Genomic DNA, 22113 nt, shown 5'->3' with positions numbered 1-22113 from the left:
CGCTCGCGCTCGCGCTCGCGTTCACGCGAGGTAGAACAGGTGGTTGAGCGGCAGTTCGCGGGCGGGTTCGATGGTGGCGGGCTCGCCGTCCAGGGTGACCTTGTAGGTCTCCGGGTCGACCTCGATCCGCGGCAGCGCGTCGTTGCGGACCATGTGCTGCTTGCCGACAGAGCGGCAGCGGCGCACCGGCAGCACGGTGCTGCGCAAGCCGAGTTCGGCGGGGACGCCGAGGTCGACGGCGGCCTGCGACATGAAGGAGACCCGGGTGGCCTGCCGGGCCCGTCCGTACTGGCCGAACATCGGCCGGTAGTAGACGGGTTGGGGGGTGGGCAGGGAGGCGTTGGGGTCGCCCATCAGGGCCCAGTTGATCATGCCGCCCTTGATCACCATCTTGGGTTTGGCGGCGAAGGAGTTGATCGGCCAGAGCACGATGTCGGCGAGCTTGCCGGGCTCCAGCGAGCCGATGTGGTCGGCGGTGCCGGAGGCGACGGCCGGGTTGATGGTGAGCTTGGCCAGGTAGCGCAGCACCCGGAAGTTGTCGTGCCGTTCGCTGTCGCCGGCCAGTTTGCCGCGCTGGTCCTTGCAGTGGTGGGCGGTCTGGAAGGCGCGGGTGAAGGACTCGCCGATCCGGCCCATCGCCTGCGAGTCGGAGGAGAAGATCGAGATCACGCCCTCGTCGTGCAGCACCGTCTCGGCGGCGATGGTCTCGGCCCGGACCCGGGAATCGGCGAACGAGACGTCCTCGGGGATGCTGTGGCTGAGGTGGTGGCAGACCATCACCATGTCGAGCAGTTCGTCCACCGAGTTGACGGTGTAGGGCAGCGTCGGGTTGGTGGACGAGGGCAGCACGTTGGGCTCGCCGGCGATCCGCATGATGTCGGGGGCGTGGCCGCCGCCCGCGCCCTCGGTGTGGAAGGTGTGGATGGTGCGGCCGTCGATCGCGGACAGGGTGTCCTCGAAGTAGCCGGACTCGTTGAGCGTGTCGGTGTGGATCGCCACCTGCACGTCGTACTCGTCGGCGACGCTCAGCGCGCTGTCGACCGCGGCCGGGGTGCTCCCCCAGTCCTCGTGCACCTTGAGGCCGCAGGCGCCCGCCTCGACCTGTTCGCGCAGCGCGCCGGGCAGCGCGCCGTTGCCCTTGCCGAGCAGGCCGACGTTGACCGGCAGGTCCTCGACGGCCTGGTACATCCGGTGGAGGTTCCACGGGCCGGGTGTGCAGGTGGTGCCGTTGGTGCCGTCGGAGGGGCCGGTGCCGCCGCCGATCAGGGTGGTGATGCCGTTGCTGAGCGCCTCCTGCACCTGCTGGGGGGCGATGAAGTGGATGTGCGTGTCGATGCCGCCCGCGGTGGCGATCAGGTGCTCGCCGGAGATCACCTCGGTGCCGGGGCCGATCACCAGCCGCGGGTGCACGCCGCCCTGGGTGTGCGGGTTGCCGGCCTTGCCGACGGCGACGATGAAGCCGTCCTTGACGCCGATGTCGCCCTTGACCACGCCGAGCACCGCGTCCAGCACCACCACGTTGGTGATCACCAGGTCGAGCGCGCCCTGGACGGAGGTGGCCGCCGGGTCCTGCGCCATGCCGTCGCGGATCGCCTTGCCGCCGCCGTACACGGCCTCGTCGCCGTAGTGGCCCTGGTTGAAGTCCTGTTCGACCTCGACGACCAGATTGGTGTCGGCGAGGTGGAAGCGGTCGCCGACGGTCGGGCCGAACAGGTCGGTGTACTGCTTGCGGGAGAGGATGGCCATCAGCGGTCGCCTTCCTGGCGGTCGGGGGTGGTGCCGGGGGTGGTGCCGGAGGTGGTGGAGCCCTTGAAGCCCTGTTCGGCGGCCCGGCGCAGGGAGCGGTCGCGGGTGGCGGGGGCGGTGGCGCCGCCGTCCACCAGGTTGGCGAAGCCGACCAGGCGGCGGTGGCCGCCGAACTCGGCCAGCACGACGTCCCGGGTGTCGCCCGGCTCGAACCGGACGGCGGTGCCGGCCGGGATGTCGAGGTGCTTGCCGAAGGCGGCCGCGCGGTCGAAGTCGAGGGCCCGGTTGGCCTCGAAGAAGTGGTAGTGCGAGCCGACCTGGATCGCCCGGTCACCGGTGTTGCTGACCGTGACGGTGGCCTTGGCGCGGCCGGCGTTGATCTCCACCGGGTCGTCGCCGTACAGGTACGTGGCGCCACCAGACATGGCTGCCCTTCCTCTCTGCCGGTTCACTGCGGGGGTGTCGGGGGTGTCGGGGGGGTCAGTGGGTGTGGGACGGTTCGCCCGGGCCGTGGCTGTGCGCGTGGCCGTGGTCGTGGCTGTGCGCGTAGCCGTGGCCGTGCTCGGCGTCCAGGCCGGCGGCGGTGCCGTCCTCGCCGTGGCCGAGCAGGTACAGGGCGTCCGCCGTCCGGGCCGCGAGCACCCCGGCGACGGCGGACGGGCGCAGCAGCGGGCCGCCGTCGAGGACGCCGGGGACGGGGGTGCGCAGGGCCGGTCCGAACGCGGCCGGGACGGCGGTGACGGTGCGCGCGCCGAGCAGGCGGCAGCGGGCCGCGCCCTCGGCCGGGTCGGGGTCGCCGCCGTCGAACGCGACCTCCACCCAGCGGTGGCGGCCGAACTGCCGGGCCAGCCGGGCGATCCGGAACAGTTCGGCGTCCTCGAACGGGCCGGCCGCCGGGGCGGTGACCAGCAGCGCGCCGTCCGGGGTGGCGGGGGCGGTGCGGGCGGCGGCGCGCAGCCAGCCGACCAGGTGTTCGGCGGCGGCGAACGGCGCGGTCAGCGCGAGCCGTCCGGGCCGCTGCCCCTGCTCGGCGGTGAGTCCGCGCAGGGTCCGGGCGGTCTCGGCGACCAGTCGCGGGTCCCGGCCGAGGGTCATCGGGACGACGCACACCGGGTGGCCGCCGGGCGCGGCCAGGGCCGCGCGGACCGCCTCGGCGAGCGGGCGGCCCGCCGGAGCGGCGGCGTGCACCGTCGGCCTCGCGCCAGCGTGCACCGTCGGCCCGGCGGCGGCGTGCACCGTCGGCCCGGCGATGGCGGCGACCAGGGGGGCGAGGTCCCGTCCGCCGTCGCTTTCGTGGCCGCCGGCCAGCACCACGACGGCGTGCTGAGGGCGCGTCATGGGTCAGGCGCCGACCGGGTCGTGGCAGGAGACCAGCTTGGTCCCGTCGACGAAGGCGGCCTCGACCTGGAGCAGCGGGAGCATCTCCCGCACGCCCGGCATGACGTCCTCGCCGCGGACCGCCTGCTTGCCGATCTCCATGCACTCGGCGACGGTCCGGCCGTCCCGGGCACCCTCCATGACGGCCTCGCTGATCAGTGCGCAGGCTTCGCTGTAGTTCAGCTTGACGCCGCGGTCGCGGCGTTTGCGGGCCAGGTCGGCCACGACGTAGATGTACAGCTTGTCGATCTCGCGGGGGGAGAGATTCACGGGAGCCACGCGTCCTTTCCGGGAATCCGGTCGAAATGCCGGGCGGGCGTTCGGGCAGCGCCGAGTGCCGCCGGGCGGCGGGGTGGGAAGTGTCCGAAGTGTCGGGGGTTCCGGGGTGGTAGGGCGGGGAGCGGTCGGCGGTCGGCGGTCGGCGGTCAGCGCCGGTGCAGTCGGGGCACGGCGGGGACGGCGGCCAGGAAGAGCAGGGTGGTGAGGACGAACGGCCAGGTGAGGGCGTGGCCGCCGAACGGGGCGGTGACCGCGCCGAGGGCCGGGGTGAGCAGGGTCGCGGTGGCCGCGCCGGCCAGGGCGTACCCGAGGCTCCACCCGCCCGGGGCCAGGAACACCCCGTACAGGGCGAGGGCCGTCAGCACGCCGCTGTAGCCGAGCAGGCCCTGGCCGATCTGGTCGCCGGGCGCGCCGAACGCCCAGGCGGTGAGCAGGGCGGTGGCGCTGCCCGCGCAGGCCGCCAGGCCGGCGAGGCGGCCGGCGGCGAACAGTCCGGCCAGGAACAGCAGGCCGGCGTACCACTGCGGGAGGAAGAAGACCTGGCCGATGTTGGCGAAGAACCCGTGCCAGAGGTCGCCCCAGCCCGGCGCGGTGGTGCCGGTCGCGGGGGCGGGCAGTGCGGCGGGCGCCGGGGCGCCGTGCCACAGCTGCCGGAAGCCCGGGGCGGCGGCCGTGAGGGCGGTGGCGACCAGGCAGAACGGTGCGGTCAGGACGGGCAGCGCGGCCTTGGCGAGCAGTGCGGCGAGGCCCGCGGTGAGTACCACCGCGACCGCCGCGCCGAGCACCGCGACCGCGAGGGTCGCCGGGTGGCCCGCGCCCAGGAACACGGCGCAGGCCAGCGCCACCAGGCACCCGTTGTAGCCGTGCAGCCCCGCCCCCACCGCGGTCCGGTCCAGCCCCAGCCCGTACGCCACCGCGGTGGCGACGGCGCTGCCGAGCAGCCCGTAGAGGCCGTACTGCGGGCCGGCCGCGAACAGGGCCGCCGTGAAGAACAGCCCGCACACCGCGGACGGCATGAAATCGACCTGCGCGACCCCGCGCAGGACTTCCGCCGGGAACCGGCCGAATACCGGCCGGATCGCCGCGGCGGCCTTCTCCCCGCCCCATTGCTGACCCATGACTGCGCACCAATTTCCGGTACGGCCGGCCTGCCTGGAAGTTGGCCCCGGCGATTCCTCCGGAACCGTACTCCTGCGGATTGCGAATTCCATCAGGAACGGGGAGTCACGCCAAATCCACGGAGCGTCACCACCCGGCCACTGAGCTGCAACAATCTGTTGAATCAGCAGCTCAGCGGCACCGCCGAGAAGGGCATCCTTTGCCAATTTTTACCGGCTCGTGACGCCCCGTCGGTTTCGGTGACAGCCGCGTGTTCGACGCAAAGCGGTCCGAGGCGGACAATTCGGTCGGTCAAGCGGTGGATGATCGGTGAAACGCCCCCGCATTGTGGCGGAACCGTGAATGCGGGTAACGCGCTCAGGCGGCGTCCGCACCGAGCATCCGGCGGAAATCGGCCACCGCCGCGTCGAAATGACCGTGGTAGCCGCCCTGGGCCAGCCGCAGCACGAAGGCCACGGCGTCGTCCGGGTGCGGGTCGGCGTACGGCTGCCCGTTGTAGTCGAGGAACAGCAGCATCGACTCGAAGGCGGTGCGCTTGTTCCGGTCCGTCATCGGGTGGTTGCGGGCGAGGGACTCGCCGAGCGCGACCGCCTTGGCCCACGCGTCCGGGTACGCGTCCGCCCCGAACGCCGAGGCCCGCGGACGGCCGAGCGCGGAGCGCAGCAGCGAGCGCTCGCGCACCACCGCGACGCGGCCCAGCAGGTACGCGATGTCGTCCTCGTCCAGGTGCGCGGCGGCCTCGTGGCGGGCGCTCACAGCTCGGCCAGCCTCTCCAGCGTCTCGGCGTTCGCCGCCCGGATCCGCGCCACCAGCGCGGCGCGGCGCGCGGCGTGCTGCTCGGACTGCCGGTCCTGCTCCTGCCGGTCCTGTTCCTGCTGCTCCACCTCGGTGCCTCCTCCCGGACGGGTTCGATCCCCCGGGGTGGAAGCTAGCGGGCGGGGCGCGGCGCGGTCGATCGGTTATTCGACCGGCGGGCGGCGGACAGCGGGGGACGGCGGGGGACGGCGGTCAGGCCGGGTGGTCGAGGTGTCCGGCGGCGGTGGCGAGGGCGGTGAGGACGGGGCGGATCAGGGGGTGGAGTTCGGCGCCGGCCCGGGTCGCGGCGAAGACCCTGCGGGTGGCGAGGGCGCTGTCGACGGGGCGGACGGCGATCGCGTCCGACTCGGTGCCGCGCAGGGCCGAGCGCGGGACCAGGGCCACCCCGGCGCCGGCCGAGGCCAGGGCGGTGACGGCCCGGAAGTCGTCGGAGGAGTGGACCAGCCGGGGCTGGAAGCCCGCGTGCTCGCAGGCCAGCAGGACCACGTCGTGGCAGGGGTTGCCCGGGTAGGGGCCGATCCAGGGCTCGGCGGCCAGGTCGGCGACCGCGACCGGGCCGGTCCCGGCGGCGAGCGGGTGGTGCAGCGGGAGGACGGCGTCGAAGGGTTCGGCGTACAGCGGCAGCCGGGTCAGCCGGCGGTCGTCGGCGCGCGGGGCGCCGCGGTACTCGACGGCGACGGCGATGTCGGCGCGTCCGTCGAGCAGCATCGGCAGGCTGGCGTCGCCCTCCGCGTCCAGGACGCGGACCCGCAGGTCGGGGGCGCTGCCGGCGAGGGCGGCGACGGCGGGGGCGAGGACCAGGGCGATGCCGGTGGCGAAGGCGGCGACGGTGACCTCCCCGGCCGCGCCGGAGCTGTAGGCGGCGAGGTCGGCCTCGGCGCGTTCGAGCTGGGCGAGGACGGCGTCGGCGTGGGTGAGCAGGATCTCCCCGGCAGCGGTGAGCCGGACCCCGCGTCCGGCCCGGACCAGCAGGGTGTGCCCGGTCTCCTGCTCCAGCGCGGCGAGCTGCTGGGAGACCGCGGAGGGGGTGAGGTAGAGCGCGGCCGCCGCGGCGGTCACGGTCCGGTGGTCGGCCACGGCCCGGAGGGTCCGCAGCCGTCGTGCGTCGATCACGGGTCAATTCTGCCAGCGCGGCGGACCCGTCCGGGACGGGGGCCGGACCCGGGACGGCACGGGGCCCCGGACGGACACGGCGCGCGACGGCGCGGGGCTCGGCGCAGCGCGGGGAAGGGCCGTACGGGGCCGGGGAAGGGGTGGCGCGGGGAGCCGGGAGTGACTCCCCGCGCCGGTGGGCCGTCCCCGGAAGGGGGGTTGGGGGACGGGCCCCGGTGGGACGCGGTTGAGGGTGCCCGCGCCCTGGTCGGGAGGGGTGGGGTCAGGCGCCGGGGGCGTCCAGCGCGGCGCGGGCGTCGATGAAGGCGGCCACGGCGCGTTCGACGTCCGCGGTGCTGTGGGCGGCGGAGAGCTGGACCCGGATGCGGGCGGCGCCGTGCGGGACGACGGGGTAGGAGAAGCCGATCACGTAGACGCCGCGTTCGAGGAGGAGTTCGGCGAGGCGGCCGGCCCGGGCGGCGTCGCCGACCATGACGGGGGCGATGGCGTGCTCGCCGGGCAGGATCTCGAACCCGGCCTCGGTCATCTTGGTCCGGAACAGCTCGGTGTTGGCCCGCAGCCGGTCGCGCAGGTCGTCGCTGGTCTCCAGCAGGTCGAGGACGGTGAGCGAGGCGGCGGCGATCACCGGGGCGAGCGAGTTGGAGAACAGGTAGGGGCGGGAGCGCTGGCGCAGCAGGGCGACGATCTCGCGGCGGGCGGCGACGTAGCCGCCGGACGCGCCGCCGAGGGCCTTGCCGAGGGTGCCGGTGATGATGTCGACGCGGTCCATCACGCCGTGCAGTTCGGGGGTGCCGCGGCCGGTGGGGCCGACGAAGCCGACGGCGTGCGAGTCGTCGACCATGACCATCGCGTCGTAGCGGTCGGCGAGGTCGCAGATCTCGGCGAGCGGGGCGATGTAGCCGTCCATCGAGAAGACGCCGTCGGTGACGATGAGGCGGCGGCGGGCGTCCTGGGTGTCCTGGAGCTGCTTCTCCAGGTCGGCGAGGTCGCGGTTGGCGTAGCGGTGGCGGCGAGCCTTGGAGAGGCGGATGCCGTCGATGATGGAGGCGTGGTTGAGGGCGTCGGAGATGACGGCGTCGCGCTCGTCGAGCAGGGTCTCGAAGACGCCGCCGTTGGCATCGAAGCAGGAGGAGTACAGGATGGTGTCCTCCTGGCCGAGGAACTGGGAGAGGCGCTGCTCCAGTTCCTTGTGGACGTCCTGGGTGCCGCAGATGAAGCGCACCGACGCCATGCCGTAGCCCCAGCGGTCGAGGGCGTCCTTGGCGGCGGCGACCACGGCGGGGTGGTCGGCGAGGCCGAGGTAGTTGTTGGCGCAGAAGTTGAGCACCTGGCCGCCGTTGCCGGAGGTGACGGTGATCTCGGCGGACTGCGGGGTGCCGATGACGCGTTCCGGCTTGAACAGGCCGGCTTCGCGGATCTCGGCGAGGGTGGCGGCGAGGTCGTCGCGGACGTTCTCGAACACGGGGGTGTCGCTCCTAACGAGGGGTCAGCGGGCGTACGCGGGTGGCGAGGTGCAGCGTCGTCCGGGCGAGTTGCAGTGTCGTCCGGGCGAGTTACAGCGTCGTCCAGTCGAGGATGACCTTGCCGCAGTTGCCGCCGGCGGCCTCGTCGAAGGCGGCCTCGAAGTCCTGGGCGGCGTGCCGGCCGGTGATCACCGGGGTGAGGTCGAGTCCGCCCTCCAGCAGCACGGACATCGCGTACCAGGTCTCGAACATCTCGCGGCCGTAGATGCCCTTGATGGTGAGCATCGAGGTGACCACGTGGGCCCAGTCGACCGGGAAGTCCTCGGCGGGCAGGCCGAGCATGGCGATCTTCCCGCCGTGGGTCATGTTGGCGATCATCGACTGCATGGCCTCGGGGCGGCCGGACATCTCCAGGCCGACGTCGAAGCCCTCGCGCAGGCCGAGCTGGTGCTGGCCGTCCTCGATGGTGTGCTGCGAGACGTCCAGGGCGAGGGTGACGCCGAGCTTGCGGGCCAGGTCGAGGCGGTACGGGGAGACGTCGGTGATCATGACGTTGCGGGCGCCGGCGTGCTTGGCGACGGCGGCGGCCATGATGCCGATCGGGCCGGCGCCGGTGACCAGGACGTCCTCGCCGACCAGCGGGAAGGACAGCGCGGTGTGCACGGCGTTGCCGAACGGGTCGAAGATCGCGGCGACGTCGAGGTCGACGGGGACGCGGTGCACCCAGACGTTGGAGGCGGGCAGCGCGACGTACTCGGCGAACGCGCCGTCGCGGTTGACGCCCAGGCCGATGGTGTTGCGGCACAGGTGGCGGCGGCCGGCCAGGCAGTTGCGGCACTTGCCGCAGACCAGGTGGCCCTCGCCGCTGACCAGGGCGCCGACGGTGATGTCGGTGACGGCGGCGCCGACCGCGGCGACCTCGCCGACGAACTCGTGGCCGATGGTCATCGGGGTCTTGATGGTCTGCTGGGCCCAGCCGTCCCACTTGCGGATGTGCAGGTCGGTGCCGCAGATGCCGGTGCGCAGGACCTTGATCAGGACGTCGCCGGGGCCGATCTCCGGTTCCGGGACGTCGGTCATCCAGAGTCCGGGTTCGGCGTTCAGCTTGACGAGTGCCTTCACGGCGAGCGCTCCTGACGCGGGGTTCGGGCGGGCCTGCGGGTCGGCAGGCCCGGGTGCGGGCGTGCGGCGGTGCGCAGGCCCGGTGGGGCGGCCCGGTGTGCGGCGGTCACCGGCCGGGCAGAGTGAAATCTGCCTGGTCACGGTGGGTGCGGTCCATCGAGGAATTCTTAACGGGTGCCACAGCTGGGCTGAACGATCGTGCCCGAGCTGCTGCTCGGGTCCGGTTGCGGCATGCCGCAAGACACCCGGACGGAGCAGCGGGGAGCGGCACGACGGAGGTGCGGGAGGGGCACGGCGGGGGTGCGGGAGGGGCACGGCCGGGGCGCGGGAGGGGCACGGCCGGGGCGCGGGAGGGGCGCTGACGGGGGGTCAATCGGGTGTCCGGGTTTTGACCTAGCCTTGACATTCGGGATTGGTCCAGTCCATTTTGTTGTGCGCGCTCCCTACGCACCTCCGCCCCCATCCCCCACTGGAGGTACCCGTGCACGCCCCCAACCGCCGCGCCACTGCGGTCGGCGCGGCCGCGCTGCTGCTGGCCACGGCCGCCGTCGCGGCCGTTCCGAGCAGCGCGAGCGCTGCCAACATCCTGACCAACCCCGGCTTCGAGACCGGCACGCTGAGCGGCTGGTCCTGCTCCGGCGGGCTCGGCTCGGTGGTCTCCACCCCCGTCCACGGCGGCTCGAAGGCACTGGCCGGCGCGGTCAGCGCCTCGGACAACGCCAAGTGCACCCAGACCGTCGCGGTGCAGCCCAACACCACGTACTCGCTGTCGAGTTGGGTGCGCGGCAACTACGTGTACCTCGGCGTCACCGGCGGCACCTCGACCTGGACGCCGGCCGCGGCCGACTGGAAGCAGCTGACGGTGAGCTTCACCACCGGCGCCGCGCAGACCAGCGCCGAGGTGTACCTGAACGGCTGGTTCGGCCAGGGCACGTACTACGCGGACGACATCAGCCTGGACGGCCCGGGCGGCGGCACGCCGGACACCCAGGCCCCGACCGCGCCGGGCAACCTGACGGCCACCTCGACCGCGGCCACCCAGGTCTCGCTCTCCTGGGGCGCCTCGACCGACAACGTCGGCGTCACCGGCTACGACGTGTACAAGAACGGCACCCTGGCGACCACCGTCACCGGCACCACCGCGACGGTCACCGGCCTGAGCGCGGGCACCGCCTACACCTTCACGGTGAAGGCGCACGACGCGGCGGGCAACGCCTCGGCCGCCTCCAACTCCCTTGCGGTGACGACGCCTTCGGGCGGTGACCAGCAGGCGCCGACCGCGCCGGGCAACCTGGCGGCGACCGCCACGGCGGCCACCCAGGTCTCGCTCTCCTGGGGCGCGTCCAGCGACAACGTCGGCGTCACCGCGTACGACGTGTACAAGAACGGCGCGCTGGCCACCACCGTCACCGGCACCACGGCGACCGTCACCGGCCTGACCGCCTCGACCGCGTACACCTTCACCGTGAAGGCCCGGGACGCGGCGGGCAACACCTCGGCCGCCTCCAACTCCCTTGCGGTGACCACGCCTTCGGACGGCGGCGGCACGCCCGGCACCTTCAAGCAGGCCGCGCCGTACCTGTACAACGGCTGGGGCAATCCGCCGGCCGCGAGCACCGTGATGAACGCGACCGGCATCAAGTGGTTCACGCTGGCCTTCGTGCTGGCGCAGAACGGCTGCAACCCGACCTGGGACAGCCAGCGCCCGCTGCTGAACGGCGTGGACCAGCAGACCATCAACGCGGTGCGCGCCGCGGGCGGCGACGTCGTCCCGTCCTTCGGCGGCTGGTCGGGCAACAAGCTCGGCCCGAACTGCGCCGACGCGACCGCGCTGGCCGGCGCCTACCAGAAGGTGATCGACGCCTACAACCTGAAGGCGATCGACATCGACATCGAGAACACCGACGAGTTCGAGAACTACACCGTCCAGGACCGCATCCTGAACGCGCTGAAGATCGTCAAGCAGAAGAACCCGGGCATCAAGACGATCGTCACCTTCGGCACCGCGATCAGCGGCCCGACCGCCCCCGGCAACCGGCTGATCGAGCAGTCCAAGGCGCTCGGCGCGGACATCGACGTCTTCACCATCATGCCGTTCGACTTCGGCAACGCGTCGACCGACATGTACGCCGCCACGGTCAGCGCCGCGACCGGCCTGAAGAACAAGCTCAAGTCGGTCTACGGCTGGGACGACGCCACCGCGTACTCGCACCTGGGCATCTCCGGCATGAACGGTCTCAGCGACAACAACGAGACCACCTCGATCGCCAACTGGACCGCGATCCGCGACTGGGCCAACACCAACCACATCGCCCGCCTGGCGTTCTGGTCGGTCAACCGGGACCGCGGCTGCGCGGGCGGCGGCCTGCAGGAGACCTGCTCCGGCATCGCCCAGTCCGACTGGCAGTTCACCTCCATCACGGCCGGCTTCACCGGCTGACGCGCCACCACTCCCCGACGGCCCCGGTCCCACCCCACAGGGACCGGGGCCGTCCCCGTGCCCGTGCCCGTGCCGGGGTTCGTGGGTTCGCGGGTTCGCGGGTTCGTGCTACGAGACGTCGGGGCGGGTCATCAGCGGTGCGCGCAGGTGCAGTTCGAGCCGGGGGCCGGTCAGCGGGACGGTGCTCCACACGGCCGTCGCGGTGCCCGCGGCGGCGTCGACGGACAGCCGGACCCGGTGCGGGGTGGTGACCAGGTGGAGGTCGGCGGTGAAGGTGTCGCCCTGCCAGGCGCCGGACGCGACGACGGGGCGGCCGAGCGGGGCGCTCTCCCGGCGGTCCCGGTGGCCCACCGCGAGGCTGATGCCCGTACCGGTGCCGGTGCCGGTGCCGGTAGCGGTGTCACTGCCGGTGCCGATGCCGATGCCGGTGCCGGGGCCAGGGAGCGGGCCGAGGCGCAGCTGCCAGCCGGTGCCGTCGGCGGCGGGGTCGACGCGGACGGGGGTGCCGTCGGGCAGCGCCGAGTCGGGGGCGGAGGCGTCGAGCAGTGCGCGGGCCGTCCGGCCCGGGTCGGCGGTGCCCGGCGGCAGGGGCAGCGACAGCGCGCGCAGCCGGTCGGCCAGCTCGCGGTCCTCGCGGGGGCCGTCCGGGTGGTCGAGGCCGGGCAGCAGGCACTCCCACAGGGCGTCGAACACCTCCTGGGACTCCCCCTGGGCGGTCACCGCGACCACCAGGTCGTGCCCGGGCACCACCACGCACTGCTGGCCGAACGCGCCGTGGCCGTGGTAGCCGTGGCGGGACATCCAGAACTGGTAGCCGTAGCCGCAGGAGAAGTCGGCGTCCGTGGCGCCCTCGATGAACGGCACGCAGTCGACGTGCCGGCGGGTGGCCCGCTCGACCCACTCGCGCGGGACGAGCTGCCGCCCGGCCCGGCTGCCGCCGCGCAGCAGCAGTTCGCCGAAGGCGGCGACGGCCTCGGTGGTCAGGTGCAGGCCGTGGAAGCCGAAGGCGGCGCCGCTGGCGACCCGGTCCCACTCGGCGTGCTCGATGCCCATCGGCCGGAACAGGCGCTCGTCGAGGAACTCCGGCAGGCTGCGGCCGGTGACCCGTTCGACCATCCGGGCCAGCAGGAAGGCCGCCGCGTTGTCGTAGACGTGCCGCGTCCCCTCCGGCGCGGTGAACGGCAGCCCCAGGAAGCCCTTCACCAGATCCGTCGGCTCCCGCTCCCAGGCCGCGGCGAGGCTGTCCTCCGGGTGCCCGGCGGTCATCGTCAGCAGGTGGTGGACGGTGATCCGGCGCCCCTGCCCCACCAGCCCGGCCGGGACGTGCTCGGGCAGCACGTCCACCACCCGGTCCGCCGGGTCGAGCAGCCCGTCGGCGACCGCCAGCCCCACCGCGACCGCCGTGAACGACTTCGTCAACGAGTAGAGCAGGTGCGGCCGTTCGGCCGTGTACGGCGCCCACCAGCCTTCGGCGACGACCCGCCCCCGGCGCACCACCATCAGCGAGTGGCACTCCACCCCCCGTGCTTCGAGCCGGTCCAGCACGGCGGCCACCGCCCGGGACGAGACCCCGACCTCGGCCGGAGCCGAACGCGGCAGCAGCGCCCCCCGGACGGACGGATCGGACAGCACGTGCGGGGCGGCCATGCGAACTCCCGGTCGAACGAGGCGGATCCGGCCCGGAACCGGACCGTCGGCCCCGGCAGGCTACGGCCCGCGCGGCCCCGGCTCCACGGGTTTTCCGACCCGTCACCGTCAGGAGCACGGACGGGTCGGGGCCCGGTCCTGCGGCTGCCGCGGCCGGGCGTGGTGCGCGAGGGAGGTGAGGGAGGTGAGGTAGGCGAGGTGCTCGGGGTCGAGGTCGGTGGCCCGGCCGCGGTCCTCGATCGCGTGCAGCAGGGCGGCCCGGGCCAGGAAGCGGTACGCGAAGACCTCGGTGCTCGGGGCGCACCAGGACAGTTCGACCGGCGATGGGGGGACCAACTCGCCGTCGGGGCCGTACCGTTCGCTCCGCTCGGTGGTCAGGTCGCGGTCGGTGTGGACCACGGCGGAGCTCCCGTCGCGGTGCAGGTAGAGGTACCAGAGGTGGCAGTTCTGCGCTTCGCGCAGGAGCAGCACCAGCCGGTCGTCCGGATGCAGCGGGCTGGGCAGCGGGCCCACCGGGTCGGTCCAGTAGCCGCCGGCCCGGTCGAGGCAGCGGTGCAGGCGGGAGCGGGTGATCAGGGCCGTGAAGTCGGCGGGGAGGGCGAGCCCGTCGGCCGCCAGGGCGGCCGCGATCCGGTCGGTCACGGGGGTGCGGTGGTCCAGCGCTCCGCCGGTCTGCCCGAACCAGGCGTAGTCGCCGGTGAAGGACGCCTCGTCCAGTGGTGGCAGGGTGTCGAGGGGGTGCCGGGGGAACACCGTCCACCGGTGCGCGTCCCGCCGGTGCGGGTCGATCGTCGCACCGAGCCAGTGGGCGGGGAGGCGGACGGCCGCCGGGCCGGCGCCGATCGTACGGTGACCGGGGTCCGGGTCGGGCGAGTCCAGGGCGGGCGAGTCCGGGTCGGCCGGGTACGGGTCGGCCGGGTACGGGTCGGCCGGGTACGGGTCGGGCGGCGGTGCGGCGAGGACGCGGGTGTGCGGGCTCCAGCGGGCCGGGGGGAGTTCGGTGGCCGGGTGGCCGAGTTCGTCGGGCGGCGGGACCCGGCCGGGGGCGTCGCGCGGGTCGGGCTCCGGTTCGGGGGCGAGGAAGTCGCCGAAGCCCTCGCGCAGGTGCTCGGGCCAGCGGGCGTCGACGGCGAGCGCCTCGGCGGTGCAGGCCGGGCAGTCCTCGTCGCTTCCGCCCCACATGCCGAACGGGGAACCCGACAGGTCCGGCCGTCCGATCCCGCACAGGGTGCGGCGCGGGTGGGCGTAGGCGTGCCGTCCCGGCTCCGGCAGCAGGTCGGAGACCGCCCGCTCCCAGCGCATCTCCCACGGCGCGTACGGGCTGCGGCTGATCCGGAGTTCCGGGCCGTGGGTGGTGGCCGTCGCCCGGCACCACGGGCACTCCCAGGTCTCGCGCCGCCACCGGGTGGGCGGCTCGTCCCACTTCGCCATGGCGTGGCCGCAGACTTCGCATCGCATGGCGGGCATTGTGGCGTCCGGTTCCGACACCCGGCACCGGCCGCCGACCGCCGACCGCCGACCGCCGACACCCGATACCCGATACCCGGCGCCAACGCCCGACCCCCGACCGCCGACCCCCGACACCCGGCGCCGAGGGCTCAGGCGAAGGAGTGCGTGTAGTCGGGGAGTTCGATGTCAGCGGCCTTGGCGGCCTGGGCTTCCATCAGGCGGCGCAGCGGCCAGCGGGTCATCCAGCGCATGGAGGCGGCACGCAGGGCGATCATCGGGGCGGTGGCGGGGGCGTAGCCGCGCATGCCGCCGGGCGGGAGTTGCTGGGCCTGGGCGGCGTAGGGGCGCAGGCGGTGCTGGTAGGCGGGGTAGGCCGTGGTGAAGTCGCCTCGGGCGGTGGCGAGTTCGCCCGCCAGGAGGTACGCGCCGACCAGGGCGAGGCTGGTGCCGAGGCCGGTGAGGGGGGTGGGGCAGCAGGCGGCGTCGCCGATCAGGGCGGTCCGGCCGCGGGTGTAGTGGTCGAGGCGGACCTGGCCGAGGTGTTCGAGGAAGAAGTCGTCGGAGTCGGCCATCGCGGCGAGCAGGCGGTCGGTCTCCCAGCCGGCGCCGGTGAACTTCTCGGTGAGCAGGCGCTGTTGGGCGGCCCGGTCGCGGCGGTCGAGGGCGAGCGGGGCGGAGCGGAAGCTGAGTCCGGCCTTGGTCTCGCCGGGCAGGCGGCCGGGGCGGGCCATCGCCACCAGGCCGCCGGGGGCGTTGTACATCAGGAACCAGCCGTCGAGGTCGAGGTCGATGCGGGTGGTGAACCAGGCGGTGTAGCCGCCGAGGGGGACGAAGTGCTCGCTCTCCGGGCCGAAGGCGAGGCGGCGGGTGACGGAGTGCAGGCCGTCGGCGCCGACCACCAGGTCGAAGCGGCGGGGCGGGGCGTTCTCGAAGGTGACGTGGACGCCGTCGGGGTCCTCGTGCAGGGCGGTGACGGTGTCGTCGAAGAGGTACTCGACGTCGTCGGCGACGGCCTCGTACAGCAGGTCGGCGAGGTCGCCGCGGAGGATCTCCAGGTCGGAGACGATGCCCTCGCCGCCGAAGAGTTCGGTGGGCAGCCGGGCGGTGTGCCGGCCGCGGCGGTCGACCAGGGCGATGCCGCGCTGGTCGACGGCGAGTTCCCGGGCCCGGTCGAGCAGTCTCATCCGGGCGATGACGGTACGGCCGGCGCCGCGCAGGTCGACGGTCTGGCCGCCGGGTCGGGGGGCGGGGGCGCGTTCCACCACGACGGGGCGGAAGCCCGCCCTGCGTAGCCAGTACGCCAGGGCGGGGCCGGCGATGCCGCCGCCCGAGACGAGGATGTCGGGGTTGGTCGTCGAGTTCTTCATGACATCGAACGTACGGCGTACGCGCTGCACTGTGCAAGCCCGTGAGTATGGAATTCTGGAGTGCCGCACTAGTGCACTAGTGCGGCGGGAAGGGGGCGGGAGCTGGTGCCGGGACGGCCCCGGCAGCTAGCATGGCCGCTCACTGGTGCACTAGTGCGGAGGTGAGGCGGGTGGACCGCTACGAGCAGATCGCGGGCGAACTGCGGGAGCGGATCGAGCGCGGCGAGCTGCGCCCGGGCGACCGGGTGCCGTCCACCCGGGAGATCACCCGGCGGTGGAACGTGGCGATGGCGACGGCCACCAAGGTGCTGGCGGAGCTGCGCGGCCGGGGCCTGGTACGGGCCGTCCCGGGCGTCGGCACGGTGGTCGCCGGGAGCCCGGCCCCGGACCCCTCCCCTCCCCGCCCCGGCGGAGCGCCCGCCCGGGCGGCAGTCGCCCCGGCGCCCGGCGCCGGAGGGCGTCCTGACGGCGGAGCGGATCGTCGCGGCGGCGGTCGCGGTGGCCGACGGCGAGGGACTGGAGGCGCTGTCGATGCGCCGGGTCGCGGCCGAGCTGGACGTGGCCACCATGTCGCTGTACCGGCACGTCCCGGACAAGGACGGCCTGGTGCACCTGATGATGGACCGGGTCTTCGCCGGGGTGTCGTTCTCCGCCGCGGACGCCGCGCTCGGCTGGCGGGCCCGCCTGGAGCTGGCCGCGCACCTGCTCTGGCGGACCTTCCGCGCCCACCCCTGGCTGGCCTCCGCGCTGTCGGTGACCCGGCCGCAGCCGGTGGCCAACGCGCTGCCGTTCGGCGAGTGGGTGCTGTCCGCGCTGGTCGCCGAGGGCCTGGACGTGTCGAGCGTGTTCACCGCCTACCTGACGCTGTTCAACTACGTCCGGGGCACCGCGCTCAACCTGGAGATGGAGGCCGCCGCCGAGGCCGCCACCGGGCAGGACGCCGAAGCCTGGATGGACCAGCAGGAGGGCATGTTCATGGAGCTGGTCGCCGCCTACCCCACCTTCGTCCGGCTCACCCGGGAGGGCTACGACTTCGACCTCGACCAGCTCTTCGAGTTCGGCCTGCAGCGCCTGCTGGACGGGCTGGCGGTGCTGATCGGGCAGGTGGCACCGGACGACCGGACGCCGGACGGCCGGGCGCCGGACGGTCAGGACAGCAGGTCGCCCAGGTCGTAGGAGACCGGCTCCTCCAGCTGCGCGTAGGTGCAGCTCTCCGGGGTGCGGTCGGGGCGCCAGCGCTTGAACTGCGTGGTGTGCCGGAACCGGGTGCCCTCCAGGTGGTCGTAGCCGACCTCGGCCACCCGCTCGGGGCGCAGCGGCACCCAGGAGAGGTCCTTCCTGCCGGTCCAGCGGCTGACCGCGCCGGGCAGCCGGCCGCTCGCCTGGGCCTGCTCGTCCTCCCAGCGCGCCCAGGGGTGATCGCCGAGGTCGGCCGGGTCGAGGCGCAACGGGGCGAGTTCGGCGGCGAGTTCGGCCCGGCGGGCCATCGGGAAGGAGGCGCTGACGCCGACGTGCTGGAGGCGGCCGCCGGTGTCGTACAGGCCGAGCAGCAGCGAGCCGACCACCGGGCCGGACTTGTGCTCGCGGTAGCCGGCCACCACGCAGTCGGCGGTGCGGGCGTGCTTGACCTTGAAGAGGGTCCGCTCGCCCGGCCGGTACGGGGCGTCCAGCGGTTTGGCGACCACGCCGTCCAGGCCCGCGCCCTCGAAGCGGGAGAACCAGTTCCGGGCGGTGTCCAGGTCGGTGGTGGCGGGGGCGAGGTGGACCGGCGGGACGGCACCGGCCAGCACCCGGGCGAGTTCGGCCCGGCGTTCGACCAGCGGGCGGCCGGTCAGGTCGTCCCCGTCCAGGGCGAGCAGGTCGAAGGCGACGAGGGTGGCGGGGGTGCGCTCGGCCAGGGTGCGGACCCGGGAGGCGGCCGGGTGGATGCGCTCCAGCAGCTCCTCGAAGTGCAGCCGACCGTCGTGCGCGACGACGATCTCGGTGTCGACGACGCAGCGTCCGGGCAGCTGCTCCCGGACCGCGTCGACCACCTCGGGGAAGTACCTGGTCAGCGGCTTGGCGGTGCGCGAGCCGAGTTCGACCTCGTCGCCGTCGCGGAACACGATCGCCCGGAAGCCGTCCCACTTCGCCTCGTACTGCATGCCGGGCGGGATCGCGGCGACGGGCTTGGCCAGCATCGGGGACACCGGCGGCATCACGGGTAGCTGCATGCCCCCGATGGTGGCCCGGCGGGACGGCGGCGGGCGGCGTGTCGGACCGCCCGGGCGTGTCGGACCGCTCCGGCACGTCGACGGGGGTCGGGCCGTCCGGGGGTCGGGCCGTACGGGGGCGCGCGGCGTGTCGGAGGGCGGGGGCGGCACGGCGGCACGGTGGCGTGCCTAGCGTGGGGGCATGGCTGGAGCAGCGGTGGAGCTGGAGGTCGGCGGCCGGACGGTGCGGCTGTCGAACCCGGACAAGGTGTACTACCCGGAGCCCGGGTACACGAAGCGGGACGTCGCCGAGTACTACCTGGCGGTCGCGCCCGGGGTGCTGCGCGGGCTGCGCGAGCGGCCGACCACGTTGCAGCGCTTCCCGGACGGGGTGGGCGGCGAGTTCTTCTACCAGAAGCGCGCGCCGAAGAACCTGCCCGACTGGCTGCCGACCGCCCGGATCGCCTTCCCGTCCGGGCGCAGCGCCGACGAGGTCTGCCCGACCGAGGAGGCCGCCGTGCTGTGGGCGGCGAACCTCGGCTGCCTGACCTTCCACCCCTGGCCGGTGCGCCGCGCGGACACCGAGCACCCGGACGAACTGCGCGTCGACCTCGACCCGCAGCCCGGCACCGACTTCTCCGACGCCGTCCGGGCCGCCCTTCAACTGCGGCCGCTGCTGGAGGAGTTCGGGCTGACCGGCTGGCCGAAGACCTCCGGCGGCCGGGGCCTGCACGTGTACGTGCCGATCGAGCCGCGCTGGACGTTCACCGAGTGCCGGCACGCCGTGATCGCGCTCGGCCGCGAGCTGGAGCACCGCTCGGGCGGCGAGGTCACCACCGCCTGGTGGAAGGAGGAGCGCGGCACCCGGATCTTCGTCGACTACAACCAGATGGCCCGCGACCGCACCATCGCCTCCCCGTACTCGCTGCGCCCCCGCCCGCAGGCCACCGCCTCCACCCCGCTGCGCTGGGAGGAGCTGGAACGGGTCTCCCCCGCCGACTTCACGCTGCGCACCGTCCCGGCGCGGTTCGCCGAACTGGGCGACGTGCACGCCGGGATGGACGGTCAACGGGGCTCGCTGGAACGGGTGTTGGAGCTGTACGCGCACCAGGGGGCGGGCGACCTGCCCTACCCGCCGGACTTCCCGAAGATGCCGGGCGAGCCGGACCGGGTGCAGCCGAGCCGGGCGCGGGGGCGGGGCCGGGCCTCGGAGCAGTGAGCGGCGGGGCCGGGGGCGGGCCGCGGAGCAGTGAGCGGCGGGGCCGCCGCGGCGGCCGGTCAGTCGCTGGCGAGGCGGGCCGGGAAGCCGCCGGTGGCGATCGGGCCCCAGCGGCGCGGGGTGATCCGGATCAGCGACTTGCCCTGGCGGCGCATCGCCTCGCGGTACTCGTCCCAGTCCGGGTGCTCGCCGGAGATGTTCCGGTAGTACTCGACCAGCGGTTCCAGCGCCTCCGGCAGGTCCAGCACCTCGGCCTCGCCGTCGATCTGGACCCAGGGGCCGTTCCACTCGTCCGAGAGCACCACCACGCTCACCGCGGGGTCGCGCCGGGCGTTGCGGGTCTTGGCCCGTTCCGGGTAGGTGGAGACGACGATCCGGCCGTCGTCGTCGACCCCGCAGGTCAGCGGGGACGCCTGCGGGCTGCCGTCGGCGCGGCGGGTGAGCAGCAGCGCCCGGTGGCGGGGGCGGACGAAGTCCAGCAGCGCGGCCAGCTCCACCCGGGTGTTGGTGGCGATCGAAGGGCTCATGGCTGCCAGCCTAGGCGGTGGTGCGGCTCGCCCGGTGCGGCCCTGACGGGGTGTCGGGGAAGCGGGGTCGTCCGGGGGCGGCGGGGCGTCGGGCACGGCGGGGTGCCGGGCGCGGCGGGGCGTCAGGCGCGGCGGGGTGGCGGGGAAACGGGGTCAGGCCGGGCGGCGGGTGGTCAGCCGGGGCCGGTGGGGCGGGTGCGCAGGCGTTCGCCCTGGGGGCCGAACAGGACCAGGTACTCGACGGGGCGGTCCGGAGCGGCGTTGGCGACGGCGTGCGGGGTGCGGGTGTCGAACTCGGTGGCCTCGCCCGCGGTGAGCAGCAGTTCGCGGTCGCCGAGGGCGAGGCGGAGGCGTCCGGAGAGCACGCAGAGCCACTCGTGGCCGGGGTGGGAGACCGGGCGCGGCCGGGGCGGGGGTGCGGTGGCGGCGGGCAGGACGTGCTTGTGGGCGTGCAGGCCGCCGACGTAGTGGGTCAGCGGGAGCACCGTCTTCGCGGTGCCCGGGTCGGTGCGGCGGGGCGGGGCGGGGCGGGCGGGGGCGGTGCCGGCGAGTTCGTCGAGCGGGACGCGGTACTCCCGGGCGAGCAGCAGCAGGGCTTCGAGGGTGGGTTTGCGGCGGCCGTTCTCCATCCGGGAGAGCGTGCTGGGGGCGAGGCCGGTGGCCCGGCAGACCTCGCCGAGGCTGCGGCCGTCCCGGGCGCGGGCGGCCCGCAGCCGCGGGCCCATGGTGGCCAGCAGGCGGTCCACGTCCTGCTGCCCGTCCGGCCCGCCGGAGGGGCCCGGCCCGCCGGGTGCGCCCGTCCCGCCCGGATTGTTCGATCCACCGAGCCCGTCGGGTCCGTCGGGCGCGTCAGGTCCGCCAGGTCCGCCAGGTCCGTCGAGTCCGGCGGGCCCGTTCGGTCCGGTGGTTCCGGTCATTGCGGCCACTCCTCCCAGCTGCGGTGTTGCCAGTTCGGCAAGGGTAGTCGCCCCGGCGGGCGGGGGCGGCGCATGATCGACGTGTTCTCGCCGCCGTTCCGCTCGTTGGAGGATTCGCCATGTCCGCTTCGCAGTCAACTCGCCGTCCCGGTACGCCGGTTGCGGCCACGCACCGGACCGTCGCCGGGCCCGCCGGGCGCCTGCACGCGGTGGAGCAGGGGGACGGGCCGCTGGTGCTGCTGGTGCACGGGTTCCCGGAGTCCTGGTACTCGTGGCGGCACCAGTTGCCCGCGCTGGCCGGGGCCGGGTACCGGGCGGTGGCGCTGGACGTGCGCGGGTACGGGCGTTCGTCCCGGCCGGCGGATCCGGCGGCGTACCGGATGCGGGAGCTGGTGGCGGACAACCTGGCGCTGGTGCGGGCGCTGGGCGAGGAGACGGCGGTGGTGGTCGGGCACGACTGGGGGTCGAACATCGCGGCGGCGTCGGCGCTGCTGCACCCGGAGGTGTTCCGGGCGGTGGGGCTGCTGAGCGTGCCGTACGCCCCGCCGGGCGGGCCGCGGCCGAGCGAGGTGTTCGCGGGGATGGGCGGGCCGGAGGAGTTCTACGTCTCGTACTTCCAGCGGCCGGGGCGGGCGGAGGCGGAGATCGAGCCGGACGTCCGGGGCTGGCTGGCGGGGTTCTTCGCGGCGCTGTCGGCGGACACCATGCCGGGGGCGGACGCGCCCGATCCGCACTTCGTCTCCCGGGCCGACGGCGGGACGCTGCGCGAGCGGTTCCCGCGGGGGGTGCGGCCGGCCTGGCTGTCGGAGGCCGATCTGGACGTCTACGCGGGCGAGTTTGAGCGCACCGGCCTGACCGGGGCGCTGAACCGCTACCGGAACATGGACCGGGACTGGGCGGAGCTGGCCGAGCTGGCGGGCCGGCCGCTGGAGCAGCCCGCGCTGTTCGTCGGCGGGACGCGGGACGCCTCGACCACCTGGATGGCCGAGGCGATCGACGCCTTCCCGCGCACGCTGCCCGCGCTGGCCGGCGCCCACCTGCTGGAGGGCTGCGGCCACTGGGTGCAGCAGGAACGCCCCGCGGAGGTCAACGAGCTGCTGACCGACTGGCTCGACGCGCTCCCGAAGGTCTGACGGTCCGTCAGGAAGGTTGAATGGAGCACCCCTTGGCGAGGTCGGGGGTGGCGGCGCCGCCGGGTGGCGGCGCTGTCGGGGTGCGGCACCTGGAGACCGCGCCGGCGATCCGGATCGTGAAGGGCCCGGGGCCGTGGCCGCCGCCCTCCCCGCGCGACATCTGACGGTGCGTCAGAAGATCGGCGGG

21 protein-coding genes and 1 pseudogene are annotated in these 22113 nt (G+C 74.3%); 6 read left to right on the top strand and 16 right to left on the bottom strand.

Annotated elements, in window-relative coordinates; translation table 11 throughout:
- Nucleotides 1-21: 21 nt before the first annotated feature.
- From ureC to tdh, 10 genes are all read right to left on the bottom strand, one after another.
- Complete coding sequence (gene ureC / locus OU787_RS33050) at nucleotides 22-1746, bottom strand: urease subunit alpha (protein ID WP_268661610.1); 1725 nt, start codon at nucleotides 1744-1746, stop codon at nucleotides 22-24.
- Nucleotides 1746-2171, bottom strand: coding sequence for an urease subunit beta (locus OU787_RS33045; protein WP_268661609.1), 426 nt, complete (start codon nucleotides 2169-2171; stop codon nucleotides 1746-1748). Before OU787_RS33045 ends, ureC begins: the two co-directional genes overlap by 1 nt.
- A 55-nt stretch (nucleotides 2172-2226) precedes the next feature.
- On the bottom strand, nucleotides 2227-3084 hold the full coding sequence (locus tag OU787_RS33040; RefSeq protein ID WP_268661608.1) for a cobalamin biosynthesis protein CbiX: 858 nt from the start codon (nucleotides 3082-3084) through the stop codon (nucleotides 2227-2229).
- A gap of 3 nt (nucleotides 3085-3087) precedes the next feature.
- A complete protein-coding gene (locus OU787_RS33035) occupies nucleotides 3088-3393 on the bottom strand; it encodes an urease subunit gamma (protein WP_030463673.1) in 306 nt (101 codons plus the stop codon).
- A gap of 155 nt (nucleotides 3394-3548) precedes the next feature.
- The gene (locus OU787_RS33030) at nucleotides 3549-4520 is read right to left on the bottom strand and encodes an urea transporter (protein ID WP_051817892.1); all 972 of its coding nucleotides are present in this window, start codon (nucleotides 4518-4520) and stop codon (nucleotides 3549-3551) included.
- A gap of 358 nt (nucleotides 4521-4878) precedes the next feature.
- Complete coding sequence (locus tag OU787_RS33025) at nucleotides 4879-5277, bottom strand: type II toxin-antitoxin system death-on-curing family toxin (RefSeq protein WP_063759741.1); 399 nt, start codon at nucleotides 5275-5277, stop codon at nucleotides 4879-4881.
- Nucleotides 5274-5405, bottom strand: a complete 132-nt coding sequence (locus tag OU787_RS33020) for a hypothetical protein (protein WP_255358162.1) — start codon at nucleotides 5403-5405, stop codon at nucleotides 5274-5276. The genes OU787_RS33025 and OU787_RS33020 overlap by 4 nt, the downstream gene beginning before the upstream one ends.
- Nucleotides 5406-5529: 124 nt before the next feature.
- Nucleotides 5530-6450 carry a LysR family transcriptional regulator gene (locus OU787_RS33015; RefSeq protein ID WP_030463676.1) on the bottom strand — a complete coding sequence of 307 codons (921 nt, stop codon included), beginning with the start codon at nucleotides 6448-6450 and terminating at the stop codon, nucleotides 5530-5532.
- 262 nt (nucleotides 6451-6712) lie between these two features.
- On the bottom strand, nucleotides 6713-7912 hold the full coding sequence (locus OU787_RS33010; protein ID WP_030463677.1) for a glycine C-acetyltransferase: 1200 nt from the start codon (nucleotides 7910-7912) through the stop codon (nucleotides 6713-6715).
- A 91-nt stretch (nucleotides 7913-8003) separates the two neighbouring features.
- Nucleotides 8004-9035: an L-threonine 3-dehydrogenase gene (gene tdh / locus OU787_RS33005; protein WP_030463678.1), complete on the bottom strand. Its 1032-nt coding sequence runs from the start codon at nucleotides 9033-9035 to the stop codon at nucleotides 8004-8006.
- A gap of 481 nt (nucleotides 9036-9516) precedes the next feature.
- On the opposite strand from tdh, the gene OU787_RS33000 reads away from it, so the two are divergent.
- Nucleotides 9517-11475, top strand: coding sequence for a fibronectin type III domain-containing protein (locus OU787_RS33000; RefSeq protein ID WP_268661607.1), 1959 nt, complete (start codon nucleotides 9517-9519; stop codon nucleotides 11473-11475).
- 108 nt (nucleotides 11476-11583) lie between these two features.
- On the opposite strand, the gene OU787_RS32995 is transcribed toward OU787_RS33000, so the two are convergent.
- From OU787_RS32995 to OU787_RS32985, 3 genes are all read right to left on the bottom strand, one after another.
- Entirely contained in the window at nucleotides 11584-13122 is a 1539-nt protein-coding gene (locus tag OU787_RS32995; RefSeq protein WP_268661606.1) for a serine hydrolase domain-containing protein, read from the bottom strand.
- 108 nt (nucleotides 13123-13230) lie between these two features.
- Nucleotides 13231-14580: a hypothetical protein gene (locus tag OU787_RS32990; protein ID WP_268661605.1), complete on the bottom strand. Its 1350-nt coding sequence runs from the start codon at nucleotides 14578-14580 to the stop codon at nucleotides 13231-13233.
- A 140-nt stretch (nucleotides 14581-14720) separates the two neighbouring features.
- Nucleotides 14721-15938 carry an FAD-dependent monooxygenase gene (locus OU787_RS32985; protein WP_268661604.1) on the bottom strand — a complete coding sequence of 406 codons (1218 nt, stop codon included), beginning with the start codon at nucleotides 15936-15938 and terminating at the stop codon, nucleotides 14721-14723.
- Nucleotides 15939-16069: 131 nt separating this feature from the next.
- Between OU787_RS32985 and OU787_RS34700 the strand changes: the two are divergent.
- Nucleotides 16070-16246: pseudogene (locus OU787_RS34700) on the top strand (GntR family transcriptional regulator); the annotation flags it as partial.
- Nucleotides 16247-16436: 190 nt separating this feature from the next.
- Nucleotides 16437-17114, top strand: coding sequence for a TetR/AcrR family transcriptional regulator (locus tag OU787_RS34695; RefSeq protein WP_327059446.1), 678 nt, complete (start codon nucleotides 16437-16439; stop codon nucleotides 17112-17114).
- Here the strand turns inward: OU787_RS34695 and OU787_RS32975 are convergent.
- Nucleotides 17087-18151, bottom strand: coding sequence for an ATP-dependent DNA ligase (locus tag OU787_RS32975; protein ID WP_268661603.1), 1065 nt, complete (start codon nucleotides 18149-18151; stop codon nucleotides 17087-17089). The two genes, OU787_RS34695 and OU787_RS32975, sit on opposite strands and share 28 nt — an antisense overlap.
- A 181-nt stretch (nucleotides 18152-18332) precedes the next feature.
- Between OU787_RS32975 and ligD the strand changes: the two genes are divergently transcribed.
- Nucleotides 18333-19349: a non-homologous end-joining DNA ligase gene (gene ligD, locus OU787_RS32970; RefSeq protein ID WP_268661602.1), complete on the top strand. Its 1017-nt coding sequence runs from the start codon at nucleotides 18333-18335 to the stop codon at nucleotides 19347-19349.
- A gap of 59 nt (nucleotides 19350-19408) precedes the next feature.
- On the opposite strand, the gene OU787_RS32965 is transcribed toward ligD, so the two are convergent.
- Both OU787_RS32965 and OU787_RS32960 read right to left on the bottom strand, forming a co-directional pair.
- Complete coding sequence (locus tag OU787_RS32965) at nucleotides 19409-19876, bottom strand: PPOX class F420-dependent oxidoreductase (protein WP_268661601.1); 468 nt, start codon at nucleotides 19874-19876, stop codon at nucleotides 19409-19411.
- A gap of 173 nt (nucleotides 19877-20049) precedes the next feature.
- Entirely contained in the window at nucleotides 20050-20601 is a 552-nt protein-coding gene (locus OU787_RS32960; RefSeq protein WP_268661965.1) for a helix-turn-helix domain-containing protein, read from the bottom strand.
- A gap of 311 nt (nucleotides 20602-20912) precedes the next feature.
- Here OU787_RS32960 and OU787_RS32955 point away from each other — a divergent pair, with 311 nt between their 5' ends.
- Nucleotides 20913-21926 carry an alpha/beta fold hydrolase gene (locus tag OU787_RS32955; RefSeq protein ID WP_268661600.1) on the top strand — a complete coding sequence of 338 codons (1014 nt, stop codon included), beginning with the start codon at nucleotides 20913-20915 and terminating at the stop codon, nucleotides 21924-21926.
- Between the two features lie 20 nt (nucleotides 21927-21946).
- Nucleotides 21947-22090: a hypothetical protein gene (locus OU787_RS32950; RefSeq protein ID WP_268661599.1), complete on the top strand. Its 144-nt coding sequence runs from the start codon at nucleotides 21947-21949 to the stop codon at nucleotides 22088-22090.
- Nucleotides 22091-22113 lie beyond the last annotated feature (23 nt).

The sequence above is a fragment of the Kitasatospora sp. YST-16 genome (assembly GCF_026802215.1).
Classification (GTDB): domain Bacteria; phylum Actinomycetota; class Actinomycetes; order Streptomycetales; family Streptomycetaceae; genus Kitasatospora; species Kitasatospora cineracea.
Note: the sequence above shows the minus strand (reverse complement) of the source record. Positions and strands in the feature narration are given on the sequence as shown.

Coding starts and splice junctions, on each gene's coding strand:
- OU787_RS32955 (WP_268661600.1), top strand. CDS start 20,913: ATGTCCGCTTCGCAGTCAACTCGCCGTCCCGGTACGCCGGTTGCGGCC.
- ligD (WP_268661602.1), top strand. CDS start 18,333: ATGGCTGGAGCAGCGGTGGAGCTGGAGGTCGGCGGCCGGACGGTGCGG.
- OU787_RS32995 (WP_268661606.1), bottom strand. CDS start 13,122: ATGGCCGCCCCGCACGTGCTGTCCGATCCGTCCGTCCGGGGGGCGCTG.
- OU787_RS33040 (WP_268661608.1), bottom strand. CDS start 3,084: ATGACGCGCCCTCAGCACGCCGTCGTGGTGCTGGCCGGCGGCCACGAA.
- OU787_RS33030 (WP_051817892.1), bottom strand. CDS start 4,520: ATGGGTCAGCAATGGGGCGGGGAGAAGGCCGCCGCGGCGATCCGGCCG.
- OU787_RS33045 (WP_268661609.1), bottom strand. CDS start 2,171: ATGTCTGGTGGCGCCACGTACCTGTACGGCGACGACCCGGTGGAGATC.
- ureC (WP_268661610.1), bottom strand. CDS start 1,746: ATGGCCATCCTCTCCCGCAAGCAGTACACCGACCTGTTCGGCCCGACC.
- OU787_RS32960 (WP_268661965.1), bottom strand. CDS start 20,601: ATGGGCCCGCGGCTGCGGGCCGCCCGCGCCCGGGACGGCCGCAGCCTC.
- OU787_RS32965 (WP_268661601.1), bottom strand. CDS start 19,876: ATGAGCCCTTCGATCGCCACCAACACCCGGGTGGAGCTGGCCGCGCTG.
- OU787_RS32985 (WP_268661604.1), bottom strand. CDS start 15,938: ATGAAGAACTCGACGACCAACCCCGACATCCTCGTCTCGGGCGGCGGC.
- OU787_RS32975 (WP_268661603.1), bottom strand. CDS start 18,151: ATGCAGCTACCCGTGATGCCGCCGGTGTCCCCGATGCTGGCCAAGCCC.
- OU787_RS32990 (WP_268661605.1), bottom strand. CDS start 14,580: ATGCGATGCGAAGTCTGCGGCCACGCCATGGCGAAGTGGGACGAGCCG.
- OU787_RS32950 (WP_268661599.1), top strand. CDS start 21,947: ATGGAGCACCCCTTGGCGAGGTCGGGGGTGGCGGCGCCGCCGGGTGGC.